The organism is Xanthobacter nonsaccharivorans, assembly GCF_043194755.2.
Taxonomy (GTDB): Bacteria; Pseudomonadota; Alphaproteobacteria; order Rhizobiales; family Xanthobacteraceae; genus Xanthobacter; species Xanthobacter autotrophicus_G.
This window is the reverse complement of record NZ_CM195526.1, coordinates 2,092,044-2,115,999: the sequence shown is the minus strand read 5'-3', so window position 1 is coordinate 2,115,999 and position 23,956 is coordinate 2,092,044. Positions and strand designations below refer to the sequence as shown.

General features: G+C 68.3%; 23 protein-coding genes and 1 pseudogene. 12 read left to right on the top strand and 12 right to left on the bottom strand.

Translation table 11 applies throughout. The annotated features are described in order from the left end of the window. Positions 1-426: 426 nt before the first annotated feature. Entirely contained in the window at positions 427-1,548 is a 1,122-nt protein-coding gene (locus tag V5F59_RS09605; RefSeq protein WP_393981417.1) for a GGDEF domain-containing protein, read from the top strand. A 145-nt stretch (positions 1,549-1,693) separates the two neighbouring features. Here the strand turns inward: V5F59_RS09605 and V5F59_RS09600 are convergent, their stop codons facing one another. Next, positions 1,694-2,479, bottom strand: coding sequence for an SDR family NAD(P)-dependent oxidoreductase (locus tag V5F59_RS09600; RefSeq protein ID WP_393981419.1), 786 nt, complete (start codon positions 2,477-2,479; stop codon positions 1,694-1,696). A 262-nt stretch (positions 2,480-2,741) separates the two neighbouring features. On the opposite strand from V5F59_RS09600, the gene V5F59_RS09595 reads away from it, so the two are divergent. Next, positions 2,742-3,662 (top strand): HpcH/HpaI aldolase/citrate lyase family protein, encoded by a 921-nt coding sequence (locus V5F59_RS09595; protein ID WP_393981421.1) that lies wholly within the window; start codon positions 2,742-2,744, stop codon positions 3,660-3,662. Positions 3,663-3,755: 93 nt separating this feature from the next. Here V5F59_RS09595 and V5F59_RS09590 read toward each other — a convergent pair whose 3' ends face one another. The 5 genes from V5F59_RS09590 to V5F59_RS09570 all read right to left on the bottom strand — a co-directional run bounded on the left by V5F59_RS09590 (position 3,756) and on the right by V5F59_RS09570 (position 9,358). Beyond that, a complete protein-coding gene (locus V5F59_RS09590) occupies positions 3,756-4,409 on the bottom strand; it encodes a MarC family protein (RefSeq protein ID WP_393981423.1) in 654 nt (217 codons plus the stop codon). Positions 4,410-4,510: 101 nt separating this feature from the next. Then, positions 4,511-6,094: a TolC family protein gene (locus tag V5F59_RS09585; RefSeq protein WP_393981425.1), complete on the bottom strand. Its 1,584-nt coding sequence runs from the start codon at positions 6,092-6,094 to the stop codon at positions 4,511-4,513. A 5-nt stretch (positions 6,095-6,099) separates the two neighbouring features. Further along, positions 6,100-7,998 (bottom strand): FUSC family protein, encoded by a 1,899-nt coding sequence (locus V5F59_RS09580; protein WP_393981427.1) that lies wholly within the window; start codon positions 7,996-7,998, stop codon positions 6,100-6,102. After that, on the bottom strand, positions 7,982-9,031 hold the full coding sequence (mdtN, locus tag V5F59_RS09575) for a multidrug transporter subunit MdtN (RefSeq protein WP_393981429.1): 1,050 nt from the start codon (positions 9,029-9,031) through the stop codon (positions 7,982-7,984). Before mdtN ends, V5F59_RS09580 begins: the two co-directional genes overlap by 17 nt. A gap of 3 nt (positions 9,032-9,034) precedes the next feature. Next, positions 9,035-9,358, bottom strand: a complete 324-nt coding sequence (locus tag V5F59_RS09570; protein ID WP_393981431.1) for a YtcA family lipoprotein — start codon at positions 9,356-9,358, stop codon at positions 9,035-9,037. Between the two features lie 226 nt (positions 9,359-9,584). Here V5F59_RS09570 and V5F59_RS09565 point away from each other — a divergent pair, with 226 nt between their 5' ends. From V5F59_RS09565 to V5F59_RS09550, 4 genes are all read left to right on the top strand, one after another. After that, positions 9,585-10,709, top strand: a complete 1,125-nt coding sequence (locus V5F59_RS09565; RefSeq protein WP_393981433.1) for a linear amide C-N hydrolase — start codon at positions 9,585-9,587, stop codon at positions 10,707-10,709. An 872-nt stretch (positions 10,710-11,581) separates the two neighbouring features. Next, positions 11,582-12,670 (top strand): endonuclease domain-containing protein, encoded by a 1,089-nt coding sequence (locus tag V5F59_RS09560; RefSeq protein ID WP_393981435.1) that lies wholly within the window; start codon positions 11,582-11,584, stop codon positions 12,668-12,670. 24 nt (positions 12,671-12,694) lie between these two features. Then, positions 12,695-13,339, top strand: a complete 645-nt coding sequence (locus V5F59_RS09555) for a hypothetical protein (RefSeq protein ID WP_393981437.1) — start codon at positions 12,695-12,697, stop codon at positions 13,337-13,339. Positions 13,340-13,350: 11 nt separating this feature from the next. Continuing rightward, positions 13,351-16,533 carry an ATP-binding protein gene (locus V5F59_RS09550; protein ID WP_393981439.1) on the top strand — a complete coding sequence of 1,061 codons (3,183 nt, stop codon included), beginning with the start codon at positions 13,351-13,353 and terminating at the stop codon, positions 16,531-16,533. 131 nt (positions 16,534-16,664) lie between these two features. Here the strand turns inward: V5F59_RS09550 and V5F59_RS09545 are convergent, their stop codons facing one another. The 3 genes from V5F59_RS09545 to V5F59_RS09535 form a co-directional block, all read right to left on the bottom strand. Next, positions 16,665-17,114 (bottom strand): HIT family protein, encoded by a 450-nt coding sequence (locus V5F59_RS09545; protein WP_393981441.1) that lies wholly within the window; start codon positions 17,112-17,114, stop codon positions 16,665-16,667. After that, entirely contained in the window at positions 17,071-17,295 is a 225-nt protein-coding gene (locus tag V5F59_RS09540) for a hypothetical protein (protein ID WP_393981443.1), read from the bottom strand. The genes V5F59_RS09545 and V5F59_RS09540 overlap by 44 nt, the downstream gene beginning before the upstream one ends. Positions 17,296-17,383: 88 nt before the next feature. Beyond that, complete coding sequence (locus V5F59_RS09535) at positions 17,384-18,466, bottom strand: lipoprotein N-acyltransferase Lnb domain-containing protein (protein WP_393981445.1); 1,083 nt, start codon at positions 18,464-18,466, stop codon at positions 17,384-17,386. A 464-nt stretch (positions 18,467-18,930) separates the two neighbouring features. Here V5F59_RS09535 and V5F59_RS09530 point away from each other — a divergent pair, with 464 nt between their 5' ends. Further along, positions 18,931-19,308: a type IV toxin-antitoxin system AbiEi family antitoxin domain-containing protein gene (locus V5F59_RS09530; protein ID WP_393981447.1), complete on the top strand. Its 378-nt coding sequence runs from the start codon at positions 18,931-18,933 to the stop codon at positions 19,306-19,308. Positions 19,309-19,319: 11 nt separating this feature from the next. Here V5F59_RS09530 and V5F59_RS09525 read toward each other — a convergent pair whose 3' ends face one another. Then, the gene (locus V5F59_RS09525; RefSeq protein ID WP_393981449.1) at positions 19,320-20,555 is read right to left on the bottom strand and encodes an MFS transporter; all 1,236 of its coding nucleotides are present in this window, start codon (positions 20,553-20,555) and stop codon (positions 19,320-19,322) included. Positions 20,556-20,563: 8 nt separating this feature from the next. After that, positions 20,564-21,082, bottom strand: a complete 519-nt coding sequence (locus tag V5F59_RS09520) for a Chromate resistance protein ChrB (RefSeq protein ID WP_393981451.1) — start codon at positions 21,080-21,082, stop codon at positions 20,564-20,566. A 497-nt stretch (positions 21,083-21,579) separates the two neighbouring features. Between V5F59_RS09520 and V5F59_RS09515 the strand changes: the two genes are divergently transcribed. The 5 genes and pseudogenes from V5F59_RS09515 to V5F59_RS09495 all read left to right on the top strand — a co-directional run bounded on the left by V5F59_RS09515 (position 21,580) and on the right by V5F59_RS09495 (position 23,558). Continuing rightward, positions 21,580-22,071, top strand: a complete 492-nt coding sequence (locus V5F59_RS09515; protein WP_393981453.1) for a hypothetical protein — start codon at positions 21,580-21,582, stop codon at positions 22,069-22,071. Next, the gene (locus tag V5F59_RS09510) at positions 22,058-22,318 is read left to right on the top strand and encodes an SHOCT domain-containing protein (protein ID WP_393981455.1); all 261 of its coding nucleotides are present in this window, start codon (positions 22,058-22,060) and stop codon (positions 22,316-22,318) included. The genes V5F59_RS09515 and V5F59_RS09510 overlap by 14 nt, the downstream gene beginning before the upstream one ends. Positions 22,319-22,402: 84 nt before the next feature. Then, positions 22,403-22,699, top strand: a pseudogene (locus tag V5F59_RS09505) (c-type cytochrome); the annotation flags it as partial. Between the two features lie 3 nt (positions 22,700-22,702). Continuing rightward, positions 22,703-23,101 (top strand): c-type cytochrome, encoded by a 399-nt coding sequence (locus V5F59_RS09500; RefSeq protein WP_509211229.1) that lies wholly within the window; start codon positions 22,703-22,705, stop codon positions 23,099-23,101. 70 nt (positions 23,102-23,171) lie between these two features. Continuing rightward, entirely contained in the window at positions 23,172-23,558 is a 387-nt protein-coding gene (locus V5F59_RS09495; RefSeq protein ID WP_393981459.1) for a DUF302 domain-containing protein, read from the top strand. Positions 23,559-23,591: 33 nt separating this feature from the next. Here the strand turns inward: V5F59_RS09495 and V5F59_RS09490 are convergent, their stop codons facing one another. Beyond that, complete coding sequence (locus tag V5F59_RS09490) at positions 23,592-23,942, bottom strand: ArsR/SmtB family transcription factor (RefSeq protein WP_393981461.1); 351 nt, start codon at positions 23,940-23,942, stop codon at positions 23,592-23,594. Positions 23,943-23,956 lie beyond the last annotated feature (14 nt).

Here is a 23,956-nt window from a genome sequence, read left to right as displayed (position 1 = left end):
ACATGAAGACAGGCGGGCGCGCATGGCGCCCGGAACGGACCATGGCGTCGCCCCGACGCAGATGTCCGTTGCGCATATGCTAACTGGAAGTCTAGAGTGTTTCCAGATCCTCCTCCTCACGTTTCGCGGAGCATCGGCGCGGCCGGGCTGCCGGGGCGTCACGTCATGGGCCTGTGACGAACGTCGGCAGAGCGGCACGCCGCGGTCCGCGCATCCGGGAGGCCGGGGCCGCGGACCGCGAAGGGCATGGCCCCGGCGCGATGCTCGGTGCGCGAGCAAATGCCATGGCATTGCTCCTTGTCCGCGCATTCGCTATGCGAAGGCTTCCACATGGCCCGCATGTCCGGCGCCGTGAGCACGCGCGGGCAAGCGGGCGAAAGCGGTGGCGGACGTGACGGGCCTCGGTGGCGGAGCGTTGTTTCGAGAATGCTGGACTTCTCCTCGCTTCTCCTGGCGATCTTCCTGTCGGCGACGGGCATCACGGCGGTGCTGCTGGCCGCATGGGCGCGCTCGCGGAACGATGGCTTCCTTCTGACCTGCGCGGTCGGGGCGATCCTCGTCGCACTAAGCGTGGTGCTCTCCGCCTTCTACGCGATCACTCCGCAGCGGTGGCTCGTCACCTGCGCCTACGTGCTGCTGCTGGGCGGCCTTTCCACCATCTACGGCACGGCGCTGCAGTTCAGGTACGACATCTCGCCCAAGCGGCCGGTGATGATCGCCGCGGTCCTGTCCATCGGCCTGACCATCCCGGCCTTCATGCTCGGCTACAATGGCGTCGGCTTCTTCATCGGCTATCTGGCGGCGGCCACCCTGCTTTTCCTGGCCTCCCATGGCTTCTGGCGGGCACGGAGCGAGGCGCCGGGCACGCTGACCGCCATGGCCGCCTTCTACTTTGTCATCTGCCTGTCGTTCATTCCGCGGGCCATCCTGGTCGCGCTGGAGGGCAAGGCGGTGCTGCCAGGCCCACCGCGGAACTGGGCGCAGACCACCAGCCTCGCCCTCATCATCACCGGCGTTCCCGCCCTTGGCGCCCTCACCTTCGCCCTCAACCAGCAGCGCCTCATCCGTGCCCAGCGGCAGCAGGCCCTCACCGATCCGCTGACCGGCCTGCCGAACCGCCGCGCGCTGCTCGAACGGGTCGCGGGGATCGAAGGACAGGCGGCGATCGCCCTGTTCGACATCGACCGGTTCAAGAGCATCAACGACACGCGCGGCCACGCCACGGGCGACAAGGTCATCGCCCTGTTCGGCCATACCCTCCTGCGCCAGCTCGACCGCGGGCAGATCGCGGCGCGCCTGGGCGGGGAGGAATTCGTCCTCGTCTGGCCCGGCGGCGACCTCGACGCCCTCGCCCGGCAGGGTGAGGAGATCCGCCGGGAGTTCGCGACGCTGGCCAGCCACCAGCTCGAGTTGACGTGCACGGTCAGCGGCGGCCTTGCCCGTGGCGAGATTGCCGGAGAGGCCTTCGAGCACGTCCTCGCGACCGCGGATGATGCCCTCTACCGCGCCAAGCGACACGGCCGCGACCAGTTGCAGCGGGTCGACTGAAGGTCCGGCCCGGTGCGCCTGTGCCGGGATGCCCCACCGCGCGGGAGAGGGATCTTGAAACGGATCGCGGCGGTCGGGCCGGCCCCCTCTTCCCCGCCGCGCCGCAGTGACGGGGGCGGTCGGGCGGCCTGGACCGCAGCGGACCTCAGCCGTTGCCGCGGGCGCCGCGCATGGTGGGCAGGCCGATGCCGGCGGCATCGAAGCCGCCGTCCACCGCCAGCTCCTGGCCGGTGATGTAGCTGGCGCGATCACTGCACAGGAAGAACACCGCATCCGCCAGCTCTTCCTCCAGCCCGTAGCGGGCGAGCGGGATGGCATCGTGGTAATCGGCGCGGATGGCGGGGGAATGCACCGCCTTGGCCATGGCCGTATCCACCGGGCCGGGCGCCACCGCATTGACGCGGATGCCGTGGCCGGCGAGCTCCACCGCCAGCTGCCGTGTCAGGTGCGCGAGGGCGGCCTTGCTGGTCCCATAGGCGGCCCGCAGCGTCGAGGCCCGCAGCCCCGAGATGGAGGTGATGTTCACCACCGCCCCGCCGCCCTGGCGCTCCATCAGCGGCGCGGCCACCTTGGTGCAGATGAAGGGCCCGGACAGGTTCACATCAAGCACGCGCTGCCATTCGGCGTCGCTGGTCTCCAGCAGGGGCTTGAACACCGCCACGCCGGCATTGTTGACCAGCGCATCCAGCCGCCCGAACCGCGCCTGCAGCGCCGCCACCGCCTCGCCCACCGCCGCGGCCTGCGAGACATCGCAGGTGAGGGCGAGAGTCCGTTCCGCGGCATCGAGCCCCGTGACGGCCTCCTGAAGCAACGCCCCCTCGATGTCGAGCAGCGCCACGCGCCAGCCTTCGGCGAGGAACTTCCGCGCCACCGCGAGGCCGATGCCGCGCGCGGCGCCCGTGACGAGGGCCACTTTCTGATCTGATGACATGAGCGCTTCTTCGTTTGTGATTTTCACCCCTCATATCCCGGCCCCCGGGCAAACGGAATGCCTCGGGGATGACGCCGTAGCCGGTGCAGGTGGGCCGGTGCGGGAGAGGAGCGCCGGCGATCACGCCACCCTTGCGGGGAATCGCCCCTGCCGCTCTTCTGGCCCCGGACGGGCCGCGCCCTGTGCGCGCCGGCCGGGAAAGCCGCAAAGATCGGCAGATGCGGGCGAGCCCGAGGCGGGCCGTCGCCAAAAGGGGATGGACATGGCGGGAGCATCCGAAACCTCCGGGAGCGAAGCCGGCCGTCGGCCGGCGGCCCTGCGGCGCAGCTGGCTGTTCGTGCCGGGCGGCGACCGGGCGGCGCTGGTGGAGGCCGCCCGTTGCGGAGCGGACGTGCTCATTCAGGAGCTGGAGGATTTCACGCCGCCGGCCCTGCGGCCCCAGGCGCGGGCGATGGCGGCGGACATCTTCGCGGCATGGCGCGCCGCAGGCATCGTCGCCACGGTGCGGATCAACCCGCTGGAGGCGGACGGCCTTGCCGACCTCGCGGGCGTGATCGGCGGACAGCCGGACGCGGTGCATCTGCCGAAGGTGTCCGAGCCCGCTCAGATCGCCGCGCTGGACGCTGAGATTTCGCGTCACGAGGCGCACCTCGGCTTCCCGCCCGGCGCCATCGAGATCGTGCCGAACATCGAGACGGCGCGAGGCATCATGCAGACCTATGCCATCGCCACCGCCAGCCCGCGCGTCAGCGCTGTGCTCTGCTCCACCGAGGACCTGGCGGAGGATCTCGGCGCGCCCCGGAGCAAGGCGGCGGTGGAGCTCGCCTATGCCCGCCAGCGCCTGCACCTGGAGGCGGTCGCGGCGAAGGTCGTGTCCATCGACTGCCCCTACACCTTTGCCGACATGGAGGGCTGCACCGCGGACGCGCGCTACGGCCGCCAGCTCGGCTACGTGGCCAAGAGCGCGGTGGAGCCGGCTCACGTGGCCATCATCAACGCCGCGATGACCCCCTCGCCCGGCGAGGTGCAGGAGGCCAGCGAGATCATCGCGGCCTTCGAGGCGGCGCGGGCCGCGGGGCTCGACCGCGGCCGGCATGGGGACCTCCTGGTCGAGGTCCCGTTCTACTTCGCAGCAAAGCGGCTCCTGTCCCGCGCGGCGGCCCTGGGCGTGGCCGGCCGATGACGGCCAGCCGCGGGCCGGCCCGTCACGACAGCGCCGTCACCCCGTGGGGCTCGCGTGCCCTTGCCCGCCGCGATCGCGACAGCCCCTGCCGTCTTACCGTGCGGTCCAGGCGGGGAACAGGTGGCCCAGGGCGTTGCTGATCATCTCCATGGCGATGGCCGCGAGCACGATGCCCATCAGGCGCTTGGAGATGCTCAGGGCGGTTGGAGAGAGCAGGCTGGAGAGGGCGGGGGCCGCCGCCATGCAGGCGCCGAAGAAGATCACGTATCCCACGAGCGCGAGATAGAAACCCGCCTCGCCGCCGGGATGCGCCCCGGCCTGCGAGAAGATGATGATGGTCGTCATCGTGCCGGGGCCGATGGAGAGGGGGATGCCGAGGGGATAGACACCGAGGCTCGAGGCGGAGCTGAAGGTCTGCTTCTCCGCCGGGGTGCCCGCATGGGCGCTGTGCTCCTCGCCGCTCAGCATGGACAGCGCGAGCAGGAGCACGATGAGGCCCCCGGCGAGCTGGAAGTGGGTGACGTCGATGCCGAACACGCCGAGCACGAAGCGGCCGCCGACGGCGCAGATCAGGCAGCCGAGCGCCACGGTCGCATTGAGCACCAGCATGGTGCTGCGCCGCTCGGCAGGCGACCTGTCCGCGGTCAGGCTGAGGAAGACCGGGATGATGGTCAGCGGATTCATGATGGCGAAAAGGGCTGCGAACAGCTTTGCGGAAAGCGTCAGATCCAGGTTGGCGAGGTTCACGTCGCGGGCCCCCGTGCGGCGGACGATTCTGGGAACGGTCCAACCTTAGGGCAGCAGGACAGCCCGCTCAATGCGATACCCGGGCGGTCGGCGCCCCCGCTTCATCTGGCGACGAGGCCCGCGGGAACGTCCCGCGAGGTCATGGCGCCGAGCACGAAGGCGAGGTTCGCCGCCGCCGCGAGCGAGGCGGCATGGGCGTCGGCCTGGGCCTGGCGGGCGGTCAGCAGGCCGCTGTCTGCGGCCGTCGCCACGGAGATGGTGCCGACCCCCGTCCTGTAGGCGGAGAGCGCCGCGTCATAGGTCACGGCCGCGGCATCGGCGAGCGCGCTCGCCGCGCGGTAGGAGGCGAGCGCCGAGCGCAGCGTGTTCGCGCTGACGACGATCTCGCGCGCGGCGGCATCGCGCACCTTCTCGAACGTTGCCTCGGTGGCGGCCGCGATGGATTCGGCGTTCTGCACCTGTGCGGCGCGCAGGCCGCCGTCGAAGATGGGCACGGTCGCGCCCACCATCACGCCCGATGCGGACGACATCTGACCGATATTGGGCAGGCCGGAGGCGGAAAGGTTCGTGTTGCCGCCGGCGGCGATGGCGCTGAGATACACCTTCGGCAGAAATTCCGCCTGCGCGGCGGGGATGCCGGCCCGGCTGGCCTTCATGGCCGAGAAGGCCGCGAGCACGTCCGGCCGGCGCGCGAGCGCGACCTCGATCATCTTCTCGGTGGGCACGCCGATGCTCTCCGGCAGGCTGCGCCCGTTCGCCGGCTTCACCTTCAAGCCGGTGACCGGGCTCACCCCCATGGCGCCGAGGAGCGCCTGATAGGCATCCCGCTCGCCCCCCTCCGCCTGCACCAGGGCGAAGCGGGCCTGCGCGACCTGCTGGCGCGCCTGCGCCACCTCCACGGTGTTGCCGAGCCCGTTCTTCAGCCGCGCCTCGGCCGCATCGAGGATGTCGCGGCTGTTGGCGAGCGTCTGCGTGGCGACGTCGATGCGGCTGCGCGCCGCCCCGTACAGGAAATAGGCGCGGGTGACATCATAGATGATCTTCTGGTGCACGCCGTTGAACAGGACGTTGGCGGCGCTGGCATTGTGCTTCGCGGTCTCGTGCAGGGCGCTGCGCTGGCCGAAGTCGAAGACCAGCCATTGCAGCGCTACCTGGGGGGACAGGCCGGAGACCGTGGTCTGGACCTGGTCCACGCCGCCGATGGTGACCGGCAGGGGATTGGTGAACTTCTGGTAGCCGCCGACCACGTTGGCGGTGATGAGCGGCACATAGGTGGCCTCCACCATCCCCGCCGCCAGCGCCGCCTGCCGCGCCTGCTGCCAGGCGAGGCGCGTCGCGGGGTTCTGGGTCTGGGCGAGGTCGATGAGTTCGGCAAGGCCATAGGCCTGGTTGCGGGCGACCTCCGGGGCGGGCTTCATCAGCGCCGCGGCGGGCTTGGCGGGCACGCCGAAATCCCGGGCCGGCGCCACGGCCGCGGCAGGCGCCGTCTTCTCGTCGGCCGGGGATGACGTGGGACGGGCCTCCGCCTGCTGCGTCGGGGTCCAGGGCTGCGAGGGGTCGGCCGGCGCGCTGTCGAGGGCATTGAGCGCGCAGGCGGGCAGCAGCGCGCAGGCCAGCACCACGAGGGACCACCGGGCGAGGTCCGCGATGCGCCCTGCGCGCGACTGGAAGGAGTGATGCGCCATGGCCTTCACCCCGCTGCCAGCCGCTCGATGCGGTGGATGCGCGCCGCGAGCGCGCCCGCGCCGTCGTCGGCATCGGCCGTGTCCGGCGCGGGCCCGTCGCTGCCGCCCCGGGCGATCAGCTCCGCCGCACGGGAGAGCGGCCCCGCGAGCTGCGGCGTCGGCACGTCGGAGAAGAGGAGGGCGGGCAAGGCCGCGCGCGTCTCCGCGATCAGCGCGTCGAGCCGGGCGATGCGACAGGGCGCCGGCCGCTGGGCGGCCGGCTCGAACGGCAGGAGCAGCAATTGCTGCCGGGCCGTCTCCGCCTCCGTCTCCGCCAGCGCGGCGTCGTCCACCGCCGCCGCCCGCTGGGCCGGCTCCCGCGCGGCGAGCCGCGCCAGCGCCGAGAGGGCGCGGGCGAGCCGCGCGCGCACGTCGACGGTGGCGCTCTTCGGCCAGATGCCGGTGAAGATGAGATAGACCACGAGATTGCCGAGCAGGATGCCGACGATGCGGTCGCGCCCCGCCGCCATGTCGAGGCTCGGCGCGAAGCCGTTGAGGATGGTGAGCAGGAAGGCGAGCCCCACCTGCACCCCGGCGTAGGAGATGCGCTCGCTTCCCACCGATATCCAGGCCGCCGGCAGGATGCCGCAGAAGACCAGCGCCATCAGCCCGCCCACCGAATCCATATAGGGGATGACGAACAGGATGGAGAGGAAGCCGAGGGCCGCGCCCACCAGGCAGCCGGCGATGCGCAACGCCAGCTTGTGGACGGTCTCCGCCGTGGTCCTGAGCGCAGCCACGTAGCAGGTGATCATGGCCGTGTGGATGCCCGACCAGCCGATCAGCGAATAGGTCAGGTAGCAGATGATCGCCGCCGCCGTCGTCTTCAGGGCGTAGCGTTGATAGTCCGGATTGCTGAAGGCGTCCGGGGCGAGAAAGGGCGGCTTGGGGGCCACGGAATCCGTGCCGCCATTGGGCTGGGCAAGGTCGGCGAGGGCTGCGGCCACCGCCCCCTGCGCGGTGCCGTCCGAGGCCTGCACGGCCGCATCGGCATCCGACAGCGCCGCGGGCCGCCGGCCGGCGCGCACCGCATCCCCCGCGTTGCGGCATTGCGCCTGGAACGCCGCGCGGGCTTCCTCGCCGACAGCTGGCGGCAGGGCCGCCACCGCCAGCAGCAGCTGGTAGCTGGTGCGCACGGCCCCCGAGAGCCACGTCACCTCGGCCGCGGGGGCGGTATGGAACAGGCGGGCCAGCATCACCTTCTGCCCCGAGGCGCCGATGCCTTCGCCGAGCAGGTCGGCAAGCCGGTGCCGCGCTGCCGCCGGCGACAGCGCAAGCGCCTCCTCCGCGGCCTCGAGCCGCTGCGTCACGGTCATGCGCAGCAGGCGATGGGGCGATGTGCCGAGGGCGAGGTTGAACACGATCATCAGCGCCATCGGCATGCACGCCATCTGCCACGCATAGAGCAGGCCGCGCGTCGCGATCTCTCCCGCCGGGAGCCTGTCCACCAGGGTCAGGACGAAGACGATGACGAGGGCGATGATGGAGCCGATCTCGCCCAATTGCGAGGCCGCGCCGAGGAAGACGAAGACGAAGGAGATGAGCGCCAGCGCACACAGGCGTAGCAGCGGATTGTCCGCCGTCGCCGCGATGAGGGGCGCCATGGCGAGCACGACCACGCTCGCGAGGATGATGAGGCCGATGCCCTGCCCCACGCATTCGGCCCCGTCCGGCCGGGCGAGGAAGATGACGAGATAGCAGCCGATGGCCGCCTCCGGCACCTTGTAGACCATCGCCACCGCGGCGACGAGCGCGCACAGCAGGGACACCCGCCACGTGAGCGCGAGCCGGCCGGGGAACGGCAGCAGGTCGAGGCGCACCTGGCAGGCCATGCCCCGCCAGGAGAGGTCAGCAGCGGCGGCCATGATGCACGCTTGCGGTGGCTGACGCGCCGATGCGCATGAGGCTGTCCGGCGGGTCGACGAGGCGGATGCGCACCGGGAAGCGCTGGGCGACGCGCACCCAGTCCAGCGACTTCGGCACGATGGGCATCGTGCGCGGCAGCTTGATGAGCTCCTCCGAGGCGACGCCCCAGCCTACGCCCTCGACCCGGCCGGAAATGGGCCGGTTGCGATCGGCCAGGGCATAGACCGTGGCGCAGTCGCCGATGGCGATCTGCGGCAGCTCGGTCTCCAGGAAGGCCGCGGAGACGTACCACGCCCCGGTGTTGATGAGGGTGAAGATGGACTGGCCGGAGATGACGAACTCGCCCGGCGACAGGGTGAGCCCGACCACCTTGCCGTCGAACGGCGCGTGCACCTCGGTATCGGCAAGAGCCCGCTGCGCCAAAGCGAGCGCCGCGCGGCGCGAATCCACGAGGGCCGCGGCGGCCGCCGCATCGCTGACCAGCGCGTCCGCCGCCGCCTGCTGGTGCAGGGCCTGCTTGAGGGAGATCTCCGCGTCGCGCTTCGCCGTGGCGGCGTCGTCCACCTGCTGGGCGCTTACATAGCCCTTGGGCCGGAGCGCCTCGAGCCGCGACAGGGTCTGAGTGGCGAGATCAAGGTTCGAGCGCGCGCGGGCCACCTGCTCCTGCGCAATGATGGCGTTGGAGCGTGCCGCGGAGACCGCGCGCTCCCGATCGGCCAGCGCCGCCTCGGCGATCCGCAGGTCGGCCCCCGCCTGCTCGGCCTGCAGCCTGTAGGGGATGGCGTCGAGCGCGAGCAGAAGGTCGCCCTTGCGGACGCTGCCATTGTCCCTCGCGTTGATCACCGCGATGCGGCCCGGAACGGCAGCGGAGACGTTCACCGTGTCGGCGGTGACGACCGCATCCTGGGACAGGGGATTGAGCTCGGCATCGCGGAAGTAGCGCCAGCCGGACAGCACCGCGACCGCAACGGCGGCGCAGCTGACCACGAAGCCGAGAGCGCGCCGGGAATGGGCCTTGGCCTCCGTCTCCACCGCCTATCGCCCGAAGCTGACGACCGAAACGAGGAACCCGATCCCCGCCGCCACGCAGACATAGACCGGAAGCCGCGCCGGCAGCACGTCGTCGATGCCGAGGCGCACGAACACCACCCGCACCAGAATGGCGCCGAGAATGCCCAGGAAGGCGCACAGCAGCCAGGATGGGAAATAGGCCCCGAAGAAAGGAATGGACGGCGCGCCGGCCGGCACGCAGCCACCAAGGCTCATGGCGGCCAGGCCTGCGGCCGCGCGGCCGCCGGATCGGAGCAGGTGAGGAAAGGAAGAGACGCCGAGCCGGTCAGGAACGAATCGATGGGACACGCGGCACGAGCCTCCGGCAACCAAGCTATGGAGCGGAGCGCGTCCTGCATCGGTGAAACTTCCGATGCGTCGCCCCCACTGAACTCCTAACAAGCGGTTAACCGAAAATCAAACGCGGCGGAGCATGCGGAAGCCGCCCAGGCGGTCTTTTCGCACCGTCCAAAGTGTGCCACCAAACAGGCGGTCTGACGTCACGCAAGACTTCAGCATTCGGGGAATCGAAGGCATGTGCACCGCGCTCGTCTACAGTGACGCCACCGGAAAGAACTATCTGGGCCGCACCCTGGAACTGACCGTGGACCTGCCCTACCAGCTGGCGTTTTTCCCGGTGGATTTCGCGGTGACCTCGGAGGTCTCGGGCCATCCTGCGCTTGCCTACACGCTGGCCCACCGCTTCCTGGCCATCACCATGCCTGCGCGGGTGCCGACGCCTGACGCGCCGCTCGGCCTCGCCGACCTCAAGGTGATCGAGGGACTGAATGACGAAGGGGTCACCTTCAGCGTGCTGTCCTATCCCTCCGCCGCCGGCGGCCAGCAATCGGCGGACGTGACCCGCGCAGCGCTCGCCGCCTCGGATCTCGGCAGCTGGGTGCTGGGGCGGTTCGCCACCGTGGCCGAGGTGAAGGCCGCGCTCGCCGCCCAGCCCGTCTTCCTGGAGGCCCTGTCCATCCTGCGGGGCGCAGTCTCGCCGTTCCATTATGTGGTGAACGACGCGTCCGGCGCATCGCTGGTGATCGAGTTCCACAAGGGCGAGATGACGCTCTATGACAACCCGGTCCGGGTGATGACCAACGGGCCGCGCTTCGATTGGCACCTGACCAATCTCGACAACTACACCTTCCTCAGCAATGTCGATCGGTCGACCGCCACGTTCGGCAGCTACGAGGCCCGGCAGCCGGATTCCGGAGTAGCGACGGCGGGCCTGCCATCCTCCAGCACCTCGGTCGGGCGGTTCGTGCGGGCCGTCTACTACGCGCAATTCGCGGAGAAGGCCTCCCCGCCCGACGCGGCGGTTTGTGCGCTGGCCCACGTGATGAACAATTTCGACCGCCCGCGCGGCGTCTCCATCGACTATCCGCAGGGCGGCGGCGGCCACATGGAAGTGGCCGGCCTGAAGGAAGACGGCGCCAAGCCCTATGCCACCGAGTTCACATGCTGGACCAGCCTTTCGGACCTCGACCGGCGGCTCTTCTTCGTGCGCGACTATGCCGGCATGAATTTCACCCGGTTCGATCTGGGCGCGCTGTGTGACGTGCGCGAGCCGAAGGTGCTTCCCCTGCGCGGACTGACGGCCCTCACCGCCGATCCCACGGAGGCGCTGAAGGCGGGCCATCCGCCGCAGCACGCCTGACGACCGATCCCGCGCTCTTCCCGGCGCCTCAGTCGATCCCGGAGCCTCTTCGGGCGAAGCGGCTCCCGGTTCGCGGGACGAAAATGCGGCGCCACCGCGGCGCGTGACCACAGCGCACGCGCCGCAGCCCAGCCGGGCGCCGGGGATATCGTGAGCGCCCGAAGCATGCGGCCGGGACCGGGGATGAGGACGTGTCCGCGCCGAACGGGGGCGGTGCCGGCACTCTCAGTCACCCACACTGGCGCCTCACTGGCCCGCAGCCGAAACCCAGCGGGTTCGCCGCTCGCTCCATGCCGGCATGTGTCAGGAAAAGAGCAGATGACCTAAGCAGGACCGATAAGCTTATCTATGCTTATATTCTGACGATATTTTCTGAAATCTGAAACGACTTGGCGCCAACGGATATGCCGGCATTTTAGTCAGCGTCCCCTCCCCTACGCCGCCTCCCGCACACGGCTGAGGATCTGGACACAACCTGAGGGGGTGCACAATCTTCAGATTGCGGTCCCGATTTTCAATGGCCTAAGCTGCCGCTCAGGAATGGGGGCGGGGCATCGTGACTGAGAAACTTGCGACCGGTCAGGCCTTAACGGGCGAAAACGCAGCTGCGGAGGCCGGGGTCATCGCGGATATCGCTTCCGCCGTCGCCTCCTGCCGGAATGCGGTGCCGGTGCTGCGCGCCCTCGCCAGAGCCACGCCGGAACACCCGGCAAGCTGCCGGCTGGAAATGTCCTCTGCCACGCCGTTCCGGATGCCGCGCAGATCGAGCAACGAGCGCCTCGCCGGCAGCGATGAGCTCGGCGTGTCCGATCGCCTGCGATGCGGCCGCAATGCCAGATTGCGTACCTCCTCCAAGGCGGGGGCGCGGTTCGATGGACGGGGGATCCGTGGGGCGTGAACCGTCCATCCCGCAGGCGGCCCGTTGCCCCGCGGCTGCGCCGCTCGCCGTCCTGGCGCAACGCCGGGAGGTGGTGAGCCTTCCCGGCTTCGATCGGCACGGGGTGGCTGCGGCGAGCGAAGATCTCGGCGCGGCCGGCATCCGCGTGGCGCTCTATCCGCTGAGGCCGCAGACCTCGTTCGCCGGTCTCATCGAGGCTCTGCTGGATGATCTTGCCGCGACCCTGGGCGGGTTGTGGCCTGCCTGGTTCGCCGGGGCGGCGGATTTCTCGGCCGCCTCCACCATTGCCATCGCCGTCATCCACGGCGCGGCCGGGGTGCAAGCCGAGCGGCTTGGCGTGTCGGAAATCTGGCTGCGCCGGGCGGCGGAGCAGGCCGCCGCGGGGCGGCTGCCCCGGGTCCATGATGTGCCGCCCGGCGCCGAGCTCGGCGATCTGTGCGCGACCATCGCCGCCGCGACCGGCGCGCGGCGGCTTGTCGTCTGCCTCGACGCGCAGGGGACGGAGGAGGCATTCGGCGGTCTGCTGGAGGGCCTGTGCCGGTGGATCGTCAACCATGCCGATGTTGCCGTGTGGCTTGCCGAGCCCGCTGCGCGCTGGCGGTCCATGGACCTGTTCCGCAGAGCGAAGGACATCGGTCCGCCGCCGGCCCCGGTCGAGGCGGAGACGGAGCCGGCGCACCCGCCGGCCGCCTTCTTCTGCGGCATCGAGGGACTGCCGAACCCCAATAGCCCGGCGGAGGTGGCCTTGTGGCGGGCGCTGTCCCGGACGCCGTGGGCCGCGCCCTTCGCCTGCAACCGCGTGGTCGCCGTGGGGCCGGCGCCGCGGGTGGATGTGCTGTGGCAAGCCGAGCGCGTGGTGGTCGAGATCGACGGCGACGACCATCGCAGCAAGGCAAAATACGCCCAGGACCGCGAACGCGAGTTCGCCCTGCTTCACGCCGGCTATCTGGTTCTCCGACTAACCAATGAGCAAGTGCTCTCGGATTTGCAGCTTTCGCTTGCAAAGGTGAAGGCGATTCTGGCACTCCGGCGCGGCCCAGCGGCCAAGGCCGCTTCCGCCTGAGCCCCGCACCGAGGAGCCGCCCGGATGAGGATCAACGAGCTGAAGCCCAACCAGCGCCTGATGCTGCTCGCGCTCATGGCGGCTGGCGGCGCGGCGCCGAACCAGCACCTCTCGTCCGTCGTGGCGCTGAAGGCGCCGGACCGCAAGGCTCTGGAGCGGCACGGCCTGGTGCTCGCGACCCCGCTGCCGCGTGGCAGCTTCGCCCTGGAGCTGACTGACGCCGGCTGGAACACCGCGCGGGAGACGTTCACTGCCGCGCCACCGCCGGGCAGCCGCAGCGCCGACAAGGTGCTTCACGCCGTGCTCGGGCGGCTTGCCGGCTTCATGGAGACGAACCTCCTCTCCGCGGCCGACGTGTTCGCCATCATGCCCTCCCCGGCGCCCGCCCCGGCCGGAGGCGAGAGCCGTCCCTCCGCCGCCCGGGCCATCGAGGAAGCGTACCGCGCCCTCGTTACCCGGCCGCAGGGCTGGGTCCGCCTGTCGGCCTTGCGCCGCGCCCTGCCGGATTTCGACCGGGACGCCCTCGATGCCGCGCTGCTTGACCTGCTGCGGGCGCGGCGCATCAGCCTGGAGCCCGTGGTGGACCAGAAGACCCTCACCGCGGAGGATCGCGCTGCCGGCCTGCTCGTGGGCGCGGCGCCGGCACACCACTTCGCCTTCCTCGATTGATGGGGGCGACCATGGACAAGGCGCTGGCGGCACTGCAGGAGCACCGCTTCGATGGCGTCCATTCGCTGGAGAGCGTGTGGCAGGATTCCGCGCTGCACGTGGACGCGCTGCACGCCGCCGGTCGCGCGCGCATTCTCACGGCCTTCGCCGAAGCGGAGGAAGCGGCGGCGCGCGGCGCGTCCGCCTCGCCCGCCGGGCTGTTCCTCGTGGGCGGCAAAGGACTGGGCAAGACCCACCTGCTTGGCTCGGTCCGGCGGCAGGTGTGGGAGCGCAAAGGGTATTTCTTCCTCGTGGAGCTGCTCGACGGGCGCTCGTTCTGGCCCTGCGTGGTGAACGCCTATCTCGACGGCCTCACCCGCCCGCTGCCGGACGGACGGCGCCAGATCGACGTTTGGACCGAGCGCATGGCCAGCCGCTTCGGCCTCAAGAAGTCGTCGGGCGAATACAAGTTCCTGGTCGGCCCGCACTTCGACGCGAAGCTCGTGAACCTCCTGATCCAGCGCTTCCGCACGCTTGAACCCGGCCGGCCGCGCCTGCCCGACGGCTTCATGCGGCTCGATGCCGATGACGCCTTGCGCGCGCTCATCCTGTTCAAGAGCACGCATCCCCAGGCGGTGCTCGGGCAGATGATGCTGCTCGGCCTGCCGCTGGACGACGCCGACAGGCGCGCCCTGGGTTTCCACCAAAGCACGCTCGGCGCGCGGGCCTGCGCATTTGCCGTGTCCGCGCTGCTCGGCCAGACCGGCGCGAGCCTCGTCGCCTTCGACCAGCTGGACGTGCTGCTCGACACGCTGGCGGTGACACAACAGCCGGACCAGCTGGCGCAGATCGCCCATGGCCTCATGGACATGAAGGAGCACACCACGACGACCCTGACAGTGGTCTCGTGCTTCCCGGAAACCATGAGCTATATCGAGCAGAAGGCGGTGGGCGCGGCACGGGATCGTTTCCGACCCGCTCCGGTTACCCTGTCGCGGCAGATCGACGGGCCGGTGGCCGAGGAAATCGTGACCCGGCGCTTTGCCTCCGGCAATGCGCGGGCGGGCTTCACGCCGCCTTACCCCACCTGGCCGGTGGCGCGCGGCGCCTTCGCGCCGGATGCGCTGCCCCTGTTCACGCCGCGCGAGCTCATCGGCGCGGTGGCACGCCACGTGGGGCGCTGCCTTGAGGCCGGGGCAGCGAGCGAGCTCGCCTCGTTCGGCGATCCCGTCCCGCGGCCACCGGCGCCGAAGCCGCCCGCGACCGACGACCTCACGCGCCTCGACCGCATGTTCCAGGAGTTCCGCGCGATTCCCATCCCGCGCCCGGACCCCAAGGAGGAAGACGCCACGATGCCGGCCCTGTTGAAGGCGGGGCTGGAAGCTTGGATCAACGAACGTCCGGACGAGGGCAGGTATGTGTTCGAGACCGATTTCGGCAAGGGCACGCCCGCACTCCACGCGCGCCTGCGCAAGTCGCTGAACGACAGCTCGGAAGCCGAGGAGATCTGGTCTTTCCTCGCCATCGGCGCGACGCACCACGCGACGGTGCGCGCGCGCCTGCGGCAGGCCAAGGTCGCCACCGGCGCCGGACTGCTGAAGGACCTGCGCCATCTCGTCATCCTGCGCGACGAGCCCTGGCCGGGCGGCCCGGCGACGGCGGCGGCGGTCGCCGACCTCGAGCAAGACGGCGGGCAGGTGCACCCGCTCACCGTGGATGAGATCGGCAGGCTCGCGGCCCTCAGGAGCATGATCGAGGCGCAGCCGGCAGGCCTCACGCTCTGGCTCAGGACCCGCCGGCCGACCCGGCAGATCGCCCTGCTCGCGCGCTGCCTCCGGTCAGGGCCGGACGACGATGCCGGTCCCCCGGAGCCGCGGCCCGCTTCCGGCACGAAGGGGGTCATTGCCCCGCTGCCGCGCCGCGCCCCCGAGCCCGCTCCCGGGGCGGCGGACCTGCCTCAAGGCAGTCCCGACGATCCGGCCGTGATGCCGCTCGGCAGCGCCGCGGGGCGGGCGCCGGGCGACCTGCCGGTCGCGCTGCCGCTGGCGCGACTGCGCCAGCACGTGGCCATCTTCGCCGGGTCGGGCTCGGGCAAGACCGTGTTGATCCGGCGCCTCGTGGAGCAGGCGGCGCTGCGCGGCGTGTCGTCGATCGTCCTCGACAGCAATAATGACCTCTCGCGGCTCGGCGAGGCGTGGCCGGCGCCGCCGAAGGGCTGGATCGAGGGGGATATTGCGCGGGCACACCGTCTCGCCGAGACCGCCGACGTGGTGATCTGGACGCCGGGTCGCGCCGACGGACGGCCCCTCAACCTGCGCCCGCTGCCCGACTTCGCCTCTGTCCTGGGCGATCCGTTCGAGCTGGAGCAGGCCGTCGACATGGCCACAGCCACCCTCGCGCCGCTCGCCGGCTGCGACGGCACCACCCAGACCGCGCAGCGTGCGCGCGCCGTGCTGAAGGGCGCCATCGAGCTGTTCGCGCGGCAGGGCGGCGGCGATCTCTCCGGCTTCATCGGCGTGCTCGCGGCGCTGCCGGACACCGCGAGCGGGATCCGCAGCGCCCCCGCCCTCGCCGCGGGCCTCGCCGATAATCTTCTGGCACAGCGTCAGCTCAACGTGCTGCTGCGCGACCAGGGGGAGCCGCTCGATCCCGGGCTGCTCTTCGCTCCCGCCGCGGGCAAGGTGGCGCGCATCTCCGTGGTGAGCCTGTCGGGCCTGCCGGACCAGGCAGTGCGGGAAAGCTTCGTGAACCAGCTGCAGATGGCGCTGTTCGCCTGGCTGAAGCGCAACCCCTCGAAGGCGGAGCTCGGTGGGCTCTACGTGATGGACGAGGCGCAGAACTTCGCCCCCGCGGCGGCAGCCACCGCGTGCCGGCAGAGCACCCTTTCCCTCGTGGCGCAGGCCCGCAAGTACGGCCTGGGCCTGGTGTTCGCCACCCAGGCGCCGAAGGGCATCCACAACGGCATCACCGGCAACTGCACCACCCAGTTCTTCGGGCGCCTCAACCATCCCACCCAGATCGCGGCGGCGAAGGAGTTGGCGGCGGCCCGTGCCGGAAGTGTGGACGACATCAGCACCCTGTCCGCAGGGCAGTTCTACGCGTCGAGCGAGGGGCTCGCGGTGACCCGCCTCGCCATCCCCAACTGCCTCTCCCACCATCCGAGCTCGCCGCCCTCCGACGACGAGGTGATCCGGCGGGCGCGCGCCGCGGGCTGAGGTTCGCCGGCGCTCCAGGGGGTGGCTCTACGCTGCCCCTCCTCCCGATGGCCTCATGGCCTCCGGCTTCGCCGCGTGGCAGCGGCAGAGCCTCGGACCGCGGAAGGTGGTGGTCCGCGCCACCAAGGCGTTCAACCGCCCGGCGTCGCGGCGAGTTCGGCGCGAAGCTGTTTCGCCACGGCGTCGAACTCCCCGGGTGCGGGAGGGGGCGCCTTCACATAGGTGACGACCTCCTCCGCGATGTAGCGGCGCGACGTGATGTCGTCGGACGCGACGAGCGGGACAACGTGCGCATGGGCATGGGCGACGTCCGTCCCCGTGAAGGCAAAGCCCACGCGATGCACGCCATAGATCCGCTTGAGGGCGCGCGCGATGGTCTGGCCGGTGGCGGCCATCTCGGCGAGCAGGTCCGCGGGCAGTTCATCGAACACCGGAAAGTGCGCGCGCGGAATGATCTGGGTATGTCCCGGCCGGATGGGATTGATGTCCAGGAAAGCCACCAGGCGGTCGTTCGCATAGACCACCTCGGATGGCACCTCACCTTTGGCGATACGGCAGAACAGGCATGCGCCGGCACTCATTTCTGGCTCCTCCATTATTGTGCGTGATGTCGCTTTGGGACTTTTTCTTCAGCGCGGCAGCAGCGGGGCTCTCCATGTGGAAGATCGTGCGCGACGCGAACGCCGGCCGCGGCGCCATCTCGACGATCGCCGGGAGGGAGGGAATGCCCCCCATCAGCCTCCAGGCGACGAAGCGGCACATGCCTCGCCCCTTCCCTGCGCGGTCGCTCGAAGCCGGCCAAGCCATGCCCTGCGTCATATCGAAATCCCCCGCGGCCTGAAAGCCGGTGTCAGCGCGGCGGGGCGGGACCATCCAGCGACTGGCGGATAGAGGCGCTCCAGGCTGCGTCGGAGGCAAAGCCCTGCGGCCCCGAAAGACCATCGGGAAGGGTGCGGCGAGCGGCGAGCTTCTCGGCCGGCATGGAATGGTCCACGAGACCCAGCTGCTGGAACAGGCTCAACGAATAGCCCGGCACCCAGCGCCGGATGTCGTACCAGCGCACGTGAATGAAGGCTTCGGGCGCAAGGTTGATGAACGTCGTCATGCAGCTTTCCGTCAGCGTCGAATAGAAGATGGGCTGCCGGTGGGTGTCGTTCACGAAGGTGAGGACGCGTTCGAAATACTGCCGAAGCACAGCCTTGTCCGCGAGCAGCGGATAGATCTGCACCGGATCGGGCGGCGTGCGGGCGAGCCGCTCCCATATCAGGTCGCGCTCCGTCGCGAGGATGGGATAGAGCGGATCGCGGCGGAAGAACCCCGCCAGCGGATCGAAGGACTGCCCCTTCGCCTGCCTGGCCTCCATGGAGATGATGACGTGCCGGCCGTCGGCGAAGCGGAACGTCAGCATGACGTGGGCAAGGCCCTTGAGGTCGCCGAACGGCTGCAGGATCAGATCGGCGCCCACCAGCTGCGACAGGTCGAAATCCTCGCGCGTCCAGTTGATCACCGGCTCGGTGCCGGGTGAATGCGCCGCGTCGCGGAAATTGAAGATCGTGATCCTGTCGCCCTGCCGCTCCACGTAAGGCGACTTCTCCATCAGCGCCACCCAGTCCTGCGGCGGCGGCGTTTTGATCTGGTAGGCGATGAACAGGCAGGCCAGCAGCAGCAGGGCCACGGCACGCCGGGCAAGACGATATGGGATCGGCAGGAACCATAGGCCGCAGATCAGGAGCGGAAACGCCCACGCGCCAAGCGTCCGCACCCATTCCGGCCACGGCAGCCAGTAATGGATGGCGAGCCCGAGGAAGACGGACAAGAGGACGATGGCGAGGCTGGTGGGAATGGCGGCCATCCGCAGCCAGAGCGAGGCCTTGCGGGCGGCGCTTCCGCCCCCCTCTCCCGTGCGCACGGCAGCGGACGCCGCATCGTTCATGTCCTCGCTCCCAGGCTGCGTTTCATGTCTCATCCCGCGCCCGGCGCCCGCATGGGCTTAGGACGCGCCTGAAGGACTGTCGAACTGAAGTGTTCTTCTCACGAAACGCGGGCGATTCGCTCGAAAATGCCTGGGCCGATCGGGCCGTGCTCGGGACCGGACGACGACCGCGCGTCCCGTGATGATCCTCGCGCGCACCAGAGGGCCTGGCCGCGCGCTGCGCCGGGAAGGTGAAAGGACGGTGGCCGCGGATGAATTGCCGACATCCGCCACCGGCGACAGCGTCCGCTCCGGTCCGATGCCGAGCCGCTCGCCGCGATGATGCAGCCGTCCGCCATCCGGGAGCTTGAAGGGCCGCTTCTGCGGCTTCGCCGCTTTGATCGCGATGTCGGCCAGGGGCATGGATGCTGGCAGCTGGCAATGCCTGCAGATTTCGTGGCCGCCACCGCCGCAGCGCTTAGGCAGTGAACCGAACAGAAGCCGGAATCCAGCGTTTGCAACGCGTTCTTTACGTCGGCTTATGCTGGAAAAGATGGCTCGCCGGGGTCGGCGAAGATGCGAACTACGAATACTCAATCCCCCGACCCAACGCTACGCCAGAATCCCCTAAAATCCGCAAGCGTGACCGGGACCGCGCCGAGGCAATACGCCTGGCCGGAGGTCCCAAGCCCTCGCTGAGGGATCGAGCGGTTGCACTCGCTCTCGAACGCGGAACCGTCCGAACGCGCGACCTGACGGAAATTGGGATTCCGCGCTGCTATCTCACCCGGATGTGTGACGAGGGCCTGCTTGAGAAGGTTAGCTACGGCGTATACCGGGCTGCGGTGCGGAAGGCTGCGTGATGCGTCACTTTTCACTTCTTGCTCGTCAGCCGCGCCCGGAGCGGTAGCAGGCCTGCCAAGGTCACGGCCGTGAAGGCGGCCCCCGCCAGGAATGTTCCGCGTGGCCCAGCAACATCCCAAAGCAGGCCTGCAATGACGCTGGCGGCGAGCAATGCGACGCCGGTCACCAGGTTGAACATGCCAAAGGCGGTGCCTCTAAGTTCAGCCGGCACCGCGTCGGTGACGAGGGTCGCAAGCAGCCCCTGGGTGAAGCCCATGTGCAATCCCCAGAGTATGATGCCAAACCCCACGCCCACGATGCCCGTGGAGAAGCCGAGCATGAGATCGGCTGCAAGGAGCAGCAGGAGGCCGAGGATCAGAACGGTGATCCGATCGATGTGGTCGGAGAGGGCACCCACGGGATAGGCGGAAACGGCGTAGGCGATATTCATAATAACGAGGACGATCGGGACCAGCATCAACGGCACGCCAATGGACTGGGCACGCAGAACCAGGAACGCCTCGCTGAACCGGGCGAGCGTGAATACCGCAGCGACCGCCACGACCCACCAGTAAGTGGTGCCGAGGTTCCTGAGTTCGCTGGCGCTCAAGGGCATGCGAACCTGACGCAGGCCCGGCAGGCGCTCGGGCTCGCGTACCGCGACGAGGATCAGAGCGAACGACAGGAACGCCGGGACGACCGCAATCCAAAAGACCACCGTGAACTTGTCGGTAGTCAGCCACATAAGAATGATGGCGAGTAACGGGCCGAGAAAGGCACCGACCGTGTCGAGTGACTGGCGCAGACCAAAGCTCGCACCGCGCAGGTGGACGGGGCTGATGTCGGCGACAAGTGCATCGCGCGGCGCGCCACGGATGCCCTTGCCGACTCGGTCGATGAAGCGGGCGGCGATGAGCCATCCAACTGTGGTCGCTAACGGAAAGATGGGCTTTGTGAATGCAGCCATCCCGTAACCGAGTGCTGCTAGGAATTTGCGCTTGCCCAGCCTGTCGCTCAATGCGCCGGAAAAGACTTTGGTGATTGAGGCGGTCGCCTCCGCGATGCCTTCGATGACACCGACAGTGAGCGTCGACGTGCCAAGTATGGTTACGAGATAGACCGGCAGGAGGGCGTGGATCATCTCCGACGAGACATCCATCAGCAACGACACGAATCCGAGAGCCCAGATCCCTGAAGGGATCTCCCGCCAGGGAGTTGCGCGCTTCGGAGCAATCTCCGTCATCGCTCGGCCTTTGATCTCGCCCATTGCCCCTCTCACTGATTCTCATCGTGTGCGTCGAAGACCTGCCGAGCATAGGCGTCGAGCAGCGCCTCGCAGGCGTGCAGCCGATCCTCGGCTTCGGCTGCAAGCGTCGCACCATAGAAGTCGAGCTTGCGGATCTTGTCGAACCAGCCCCGGAGCTTCTTCAGGTCGACATCATTCTCCTCGAGTTCGGCATAGGTGTAGTGGTTTGCCGCCCGCTCCTTGGCGATCTCGGCCTCGAAATCGGCGCACTTGTCGATGAACTCGCGATAGGCTTCATCCCGATCTGCCTTAAAGCGGGCGACGACCTTGTCCTCTTGGACTCGGTCGAGCGCGACCGTCTCCAGGATCACGGATTCGCCTCCCATCTCGGAAGCATCGTTTTCCAGCATCTTCAGCCGGCGGACATGGTCATCGGTCTTGGGCAGAAGACAGACGCCGTTCTGCAGATAGACGGCGCCCATGCCCTTCAGGCGCCGCCACAGCGCGATCCGCTTGGCCGCGGGATCGGGCGGGACCTTGTAGGTCAAGAGTAGCCACGATGGAGTAGCCATGGCTACATCATATTGTTACGACCGTTACATATCAAGCGTACCGTTTAGCGCGACGCTGGGACCGAAGCGGCGTGCCCGGTGCTACTTGGCCCGTATGGCATCGGGGGCCTGCTCGCAGGGGTCGGCAATTGCCGCTATCGCACAGCCTATCGCATAGCCGATTGTCAGGCGAGCTGAGGCGCGCGGGACGGAAGCCATTTGAAGCTCCCGCTTGATCCTGTAGCCGGTACAGGAGTTATCCTGCGCAGATTGTGAGCGCCGCGACCGGATGTCGTGAGCAAGTCCAGGCCGCTTGGAGCACTGTGGAAACCACGTATTTTTCCGGTGGGTTCACCGGAGTACCCGGCTGATTGACCCAAATCAAGGACGAGCGCAGACCAAACTCACAAACATACAAACGCACGTTGTTATGAGCTATGTTATGAGCTATGGTCGGCAGCATGACCAGAAGCAAAGCCAGAAGGAGGACTGCAATGGACAGAAGAATCGTTGGTGGGCTCGCGGCTGTGGCCCTGGTGGCTGTCGGTGCCGCAGGGGCGGTCGGCGTCGTGAACGTGAATCAAGCGCACGCGCAAGGGTATTATGGGGGACAAGGGTATGGGGGATACGGTTGCCCGGGGATGATGGGCATGATGGGGCCCGGCATGATGGGCATGGGCCCCGGGATGATGGGCCAGGGCATGATGGGCCAGGGCATGATGGGCCAGGGCATGATGGGCCAGGGCATGATGGGTCCCGGCATGATGATGGGCCAGCAGGCCAATCTGAACCTTTCCGCTAATGACGTTAAGACGTACTTCGAGCGTTGGGTCGCCATGTCGGGCAACCCCCGCGTCAAGGTTGGCCCCGTCACCGAGCGGAACGACAACACGATCACCGCGGACATCGTGACGACCGATAAGGACGCGCTCGTGCAGCGCTTTGCCGTCGACCGGAATACCGGCACTTATCGTGTCGTTCAGTGACGGCATGTATTGGAACGGGATGATGGGTTGGGGATGGACGCTATTTCATGGCGTCTTCACCCTTCTACTTCTGATCGTTGGCATTTTGGCGGCGGTAGCGCTCGTCCGGTTCATATCGGGAGGTCGGGACCACCCGCCCTCCCCAGATCGCCGGTCGCGGGCGCTTGACTTCTTGGAGGAGCGCTACGCGAAGGGTGAAATTGATCGCGAGGAGTACCTGCAGAAGAAGGGTGACATCGGCGGTTGAGGGCAGCTCGCGCAAACACGCGTGCGCAATCGAGCGTCGAGGAGGCAGGGATTTCGCCGTGGTCTCGTCGAGGAGGCAGACGCCATGGGAAAGGCGCCCTTGATAAGCTTGTGGTTGGCCATCTTCCTTTCTGGGGGCGGCTACCTTGTTGCCGTGGCGCAAACGCCCTCGGGATCTGCGGGATGGTGGGGCGGTCGATCTCGCGCCGCAGCGGAGGGCAACCCAGAGCACGGGAAGCGCGTTGCGGAGTCGAAATGCGCTGCATGCCATAGCAGCGATGGAAACAGTGCCGATCCGAAAATCCCCAAGCTCGCTGGACAGAACCCGGCATATCTTTACTGGCAGCTATGGGCCTTCAAGACGGGGGCCCGCAGGTCGGACATCATGTCCGGCATCGTCGCGACTCTCTCCGACAGTGATTTGGCCGATGCCGCAAGCTTTTACAGCCGGCAGGGCGTCCGACCGGACCCCATCAAGGACCAGCGCTTAGCAGCCATCGGTGAGCGCATATATTTCTCAGGCGTAGGTCAGGGGACGCCTTCGTGCGCGATGTGCCACGGCTCGCGTCGGCAAGCAGGGAGGCCCGTGATGGGGATGATGCCGATGATGGGAATGATGGGCAACGCGCCCGGGCTGAATGGCCAGCACGCGGACTATATCGTCGACCAGTTGAAGCGGTTTTCCAGCGGCGAGCGACAGGGCATGATGATGGGGCGCATCGCGGTCATGCTGAATGACACGAACAAGAGAGCCGTGGCCGAATATCTGTCCGGCCTTCATTGAGAGTTGCCCTCATCTGACGGGAGCCTGCTCAGGTTCGGGCCAACCTCATGGGCAAGACTGGAGATGTTGAATGAGCTACTACTTCGCCAAGACACTCAAAGTCGGCTTCGATGAGGCCGTTCGCCGTGCGACCGATGCTCTGAAGCAGGAGGGCTTCGGCATCATCACCGAAATCGATGTCAAGGAGACCTTCAAGAAGAAGATCAACATTGATTTCCGAAACTACCGCATCCTCGGGGCATGCAACCCAACGCTTGCCCACGAGGCGCTACAGATCGAGGACAAGGTCGGGACCATGCTACCCTGCAACGTCGTCATTCAGGACATCGGCGAGGGGCGAACGGAGGTGGCTGCTATCGATCCCGTGGCTTCAATGCAGGCCATCGACAATCCCGAGCTGAAACGCGCGGCGGAGCAGGTCCGCGGGAAACTCAAGCTGGTTATCGACCGGCTCTGACGTTGGATGGTCGCTTGAGACTGCTACGAGGCCTCACTCGTCCTTTTCCTCCGGGACCTCGATGACGTGCCCCACCAGATCCTCCAAGATGCATCGAACACGATCATCCACGGGGGCGTAGATAATCTGCTTGCCGCTACGGGTGGCGGAAAGGAAACGGCTCGCTCGAAGCATGCGCAGATGGTGGCTGACGAGCGAGCGAGCAAGCGATGTGCGTTCTGCCAGTTCCCCGACAGAACCGGATTGCGCCAAGCATGCCAGGAGCACGCGCAGACGGGTTGGCTCTCCGAGGAGGCGTAGAAGCTCTGCGAGCTCCACGACTTGTTCCTCGTCGAGATCCGGAAGCCAATCGGGTGTAAGTCTTACCGCGATGTTCGCGCGCATGTGACGCTACTCCA

Bases quoted from the DNA above. Each gene is read 5' to 3' on its own strand.
- V5F59_RS09495 (WP_393981459.1), top strand. From the start codon at position 23,172: ATGAGCTACTACTTCGCCAAGACACTCAAAGTCGGCTTCGATGAGGCC.
- V5F59_RS09580 (WP_393981427.1), bottom strand. From the start codon at position 7,998: ATGGCCGCCGCTGCTGACCTCTCCTGGCGGGGCATGGCCTGCCAGGTG.
- V5F59_RS09585 (WP_393981425.1), bottom strand. From the start codon at position 6,094: ATGGCGCATCACTCCTTCCAGTCGCGCGCAGGGCGCATCGCGGACCTC.
- V5F59_RS09595 (WP_393981421.1), top strand. From the start codon at position 2,742: ATGGCGGGAGCATCCGAAACCTCCGGGAGCGAAGCCGGCCGTCGGCCG.
- V5F59_RS09515 (WP_393981453.1), top strand. From the start codon at position 21,580: ATGGACAGAAGAATCGTTGGTGGGCTCGCGGCTGTGGCCCTGGTGGCT.
- V5F59_RS09555 (WP_393981437.1), top strand. From the start codon at position 12,695: ATGAGGATCAACGAGCTGAAGCCCAACCAGCGCCTGATGCTGCTCGCG.
- V5F59_RS09525 (WP_393981449.1), bottom strand. From the start codon at position 20,555: ATGGGCGAGATCAAAGGCCGAGCGATGACGGAGATTGCTCCGAAGCGC.
- V5F59_RS09535 (WP_393981445.1), bottom strand. From the start codon at position 18,466: ATGAACGATGCGGCGTCCGCTGCCGTGCGCACGGGAGAGGGGGGCGGA.
- V5F59_RS09545 (WP_393981441.1), bottom strand. From the start codon at position 17,114: ATGAGTGCCGGCGCATGCCTGTTCTGCCGTATCGCCAAAGGTGAGGTG.
- V5F59_RS09605 (WP_393981417.1), top strand. From the start codon at position 427: ATGCTGGACTTCTCCTCGCTTCTCCTGGCGATCTTCCTGTCGGCGACG.
- V5F59_RS09565 (WP_393981433.1), top strand. From the start codon at position 9,585: ATGTGCACCGCGCTCGTCTACAGTGACGCCACCGGAAAGAACTATCTG.
- V5F59_RS09500 (WP_509211229.1), top strand. From the start codon at position 22,703: ATGTCCGGCATCGTCGCGACTCTCTCCGACAGTGATTTGGCCGATGCC.
- V5F59_RS09550 (WP_393981439.1), top strand. From the start codon at position 13,351: ATGGACAAGGCGCTGGCGGCACTGCAGGAGCACCGCTTCGATGGCGTC.
- V5F59_RS09600 (WP_393981419.1), bottom strand. From the start codon at position 2,479: ATGTCATCAGATCAGAAAGTGGCCCTCGTCACGGGCGCCGCGCGCGGC.
- V5F59_RS09560 (WP_393981435.1), top strand. From the start codon at position 11,582: ATGGACGGGGGATCCGTGGGGCGTGAACCGTCCATCCCGCAGGCGGCC.
- V5F59_RS09490 (WP_393981461.1), bottom strand. From the start codon at position 23,942: ATGCGCGCGAACATCGCGGTAAGACTTACACCCGATTGGCTTCCGGAT.
- V5F59_RS09540 (WP_393981443.1), bottom strand. From the start codon at position 17,295: ATGTGCCGCTTCGTCGCCTGGAGGCTGATGGGGGGCATTCCCTCCCTC.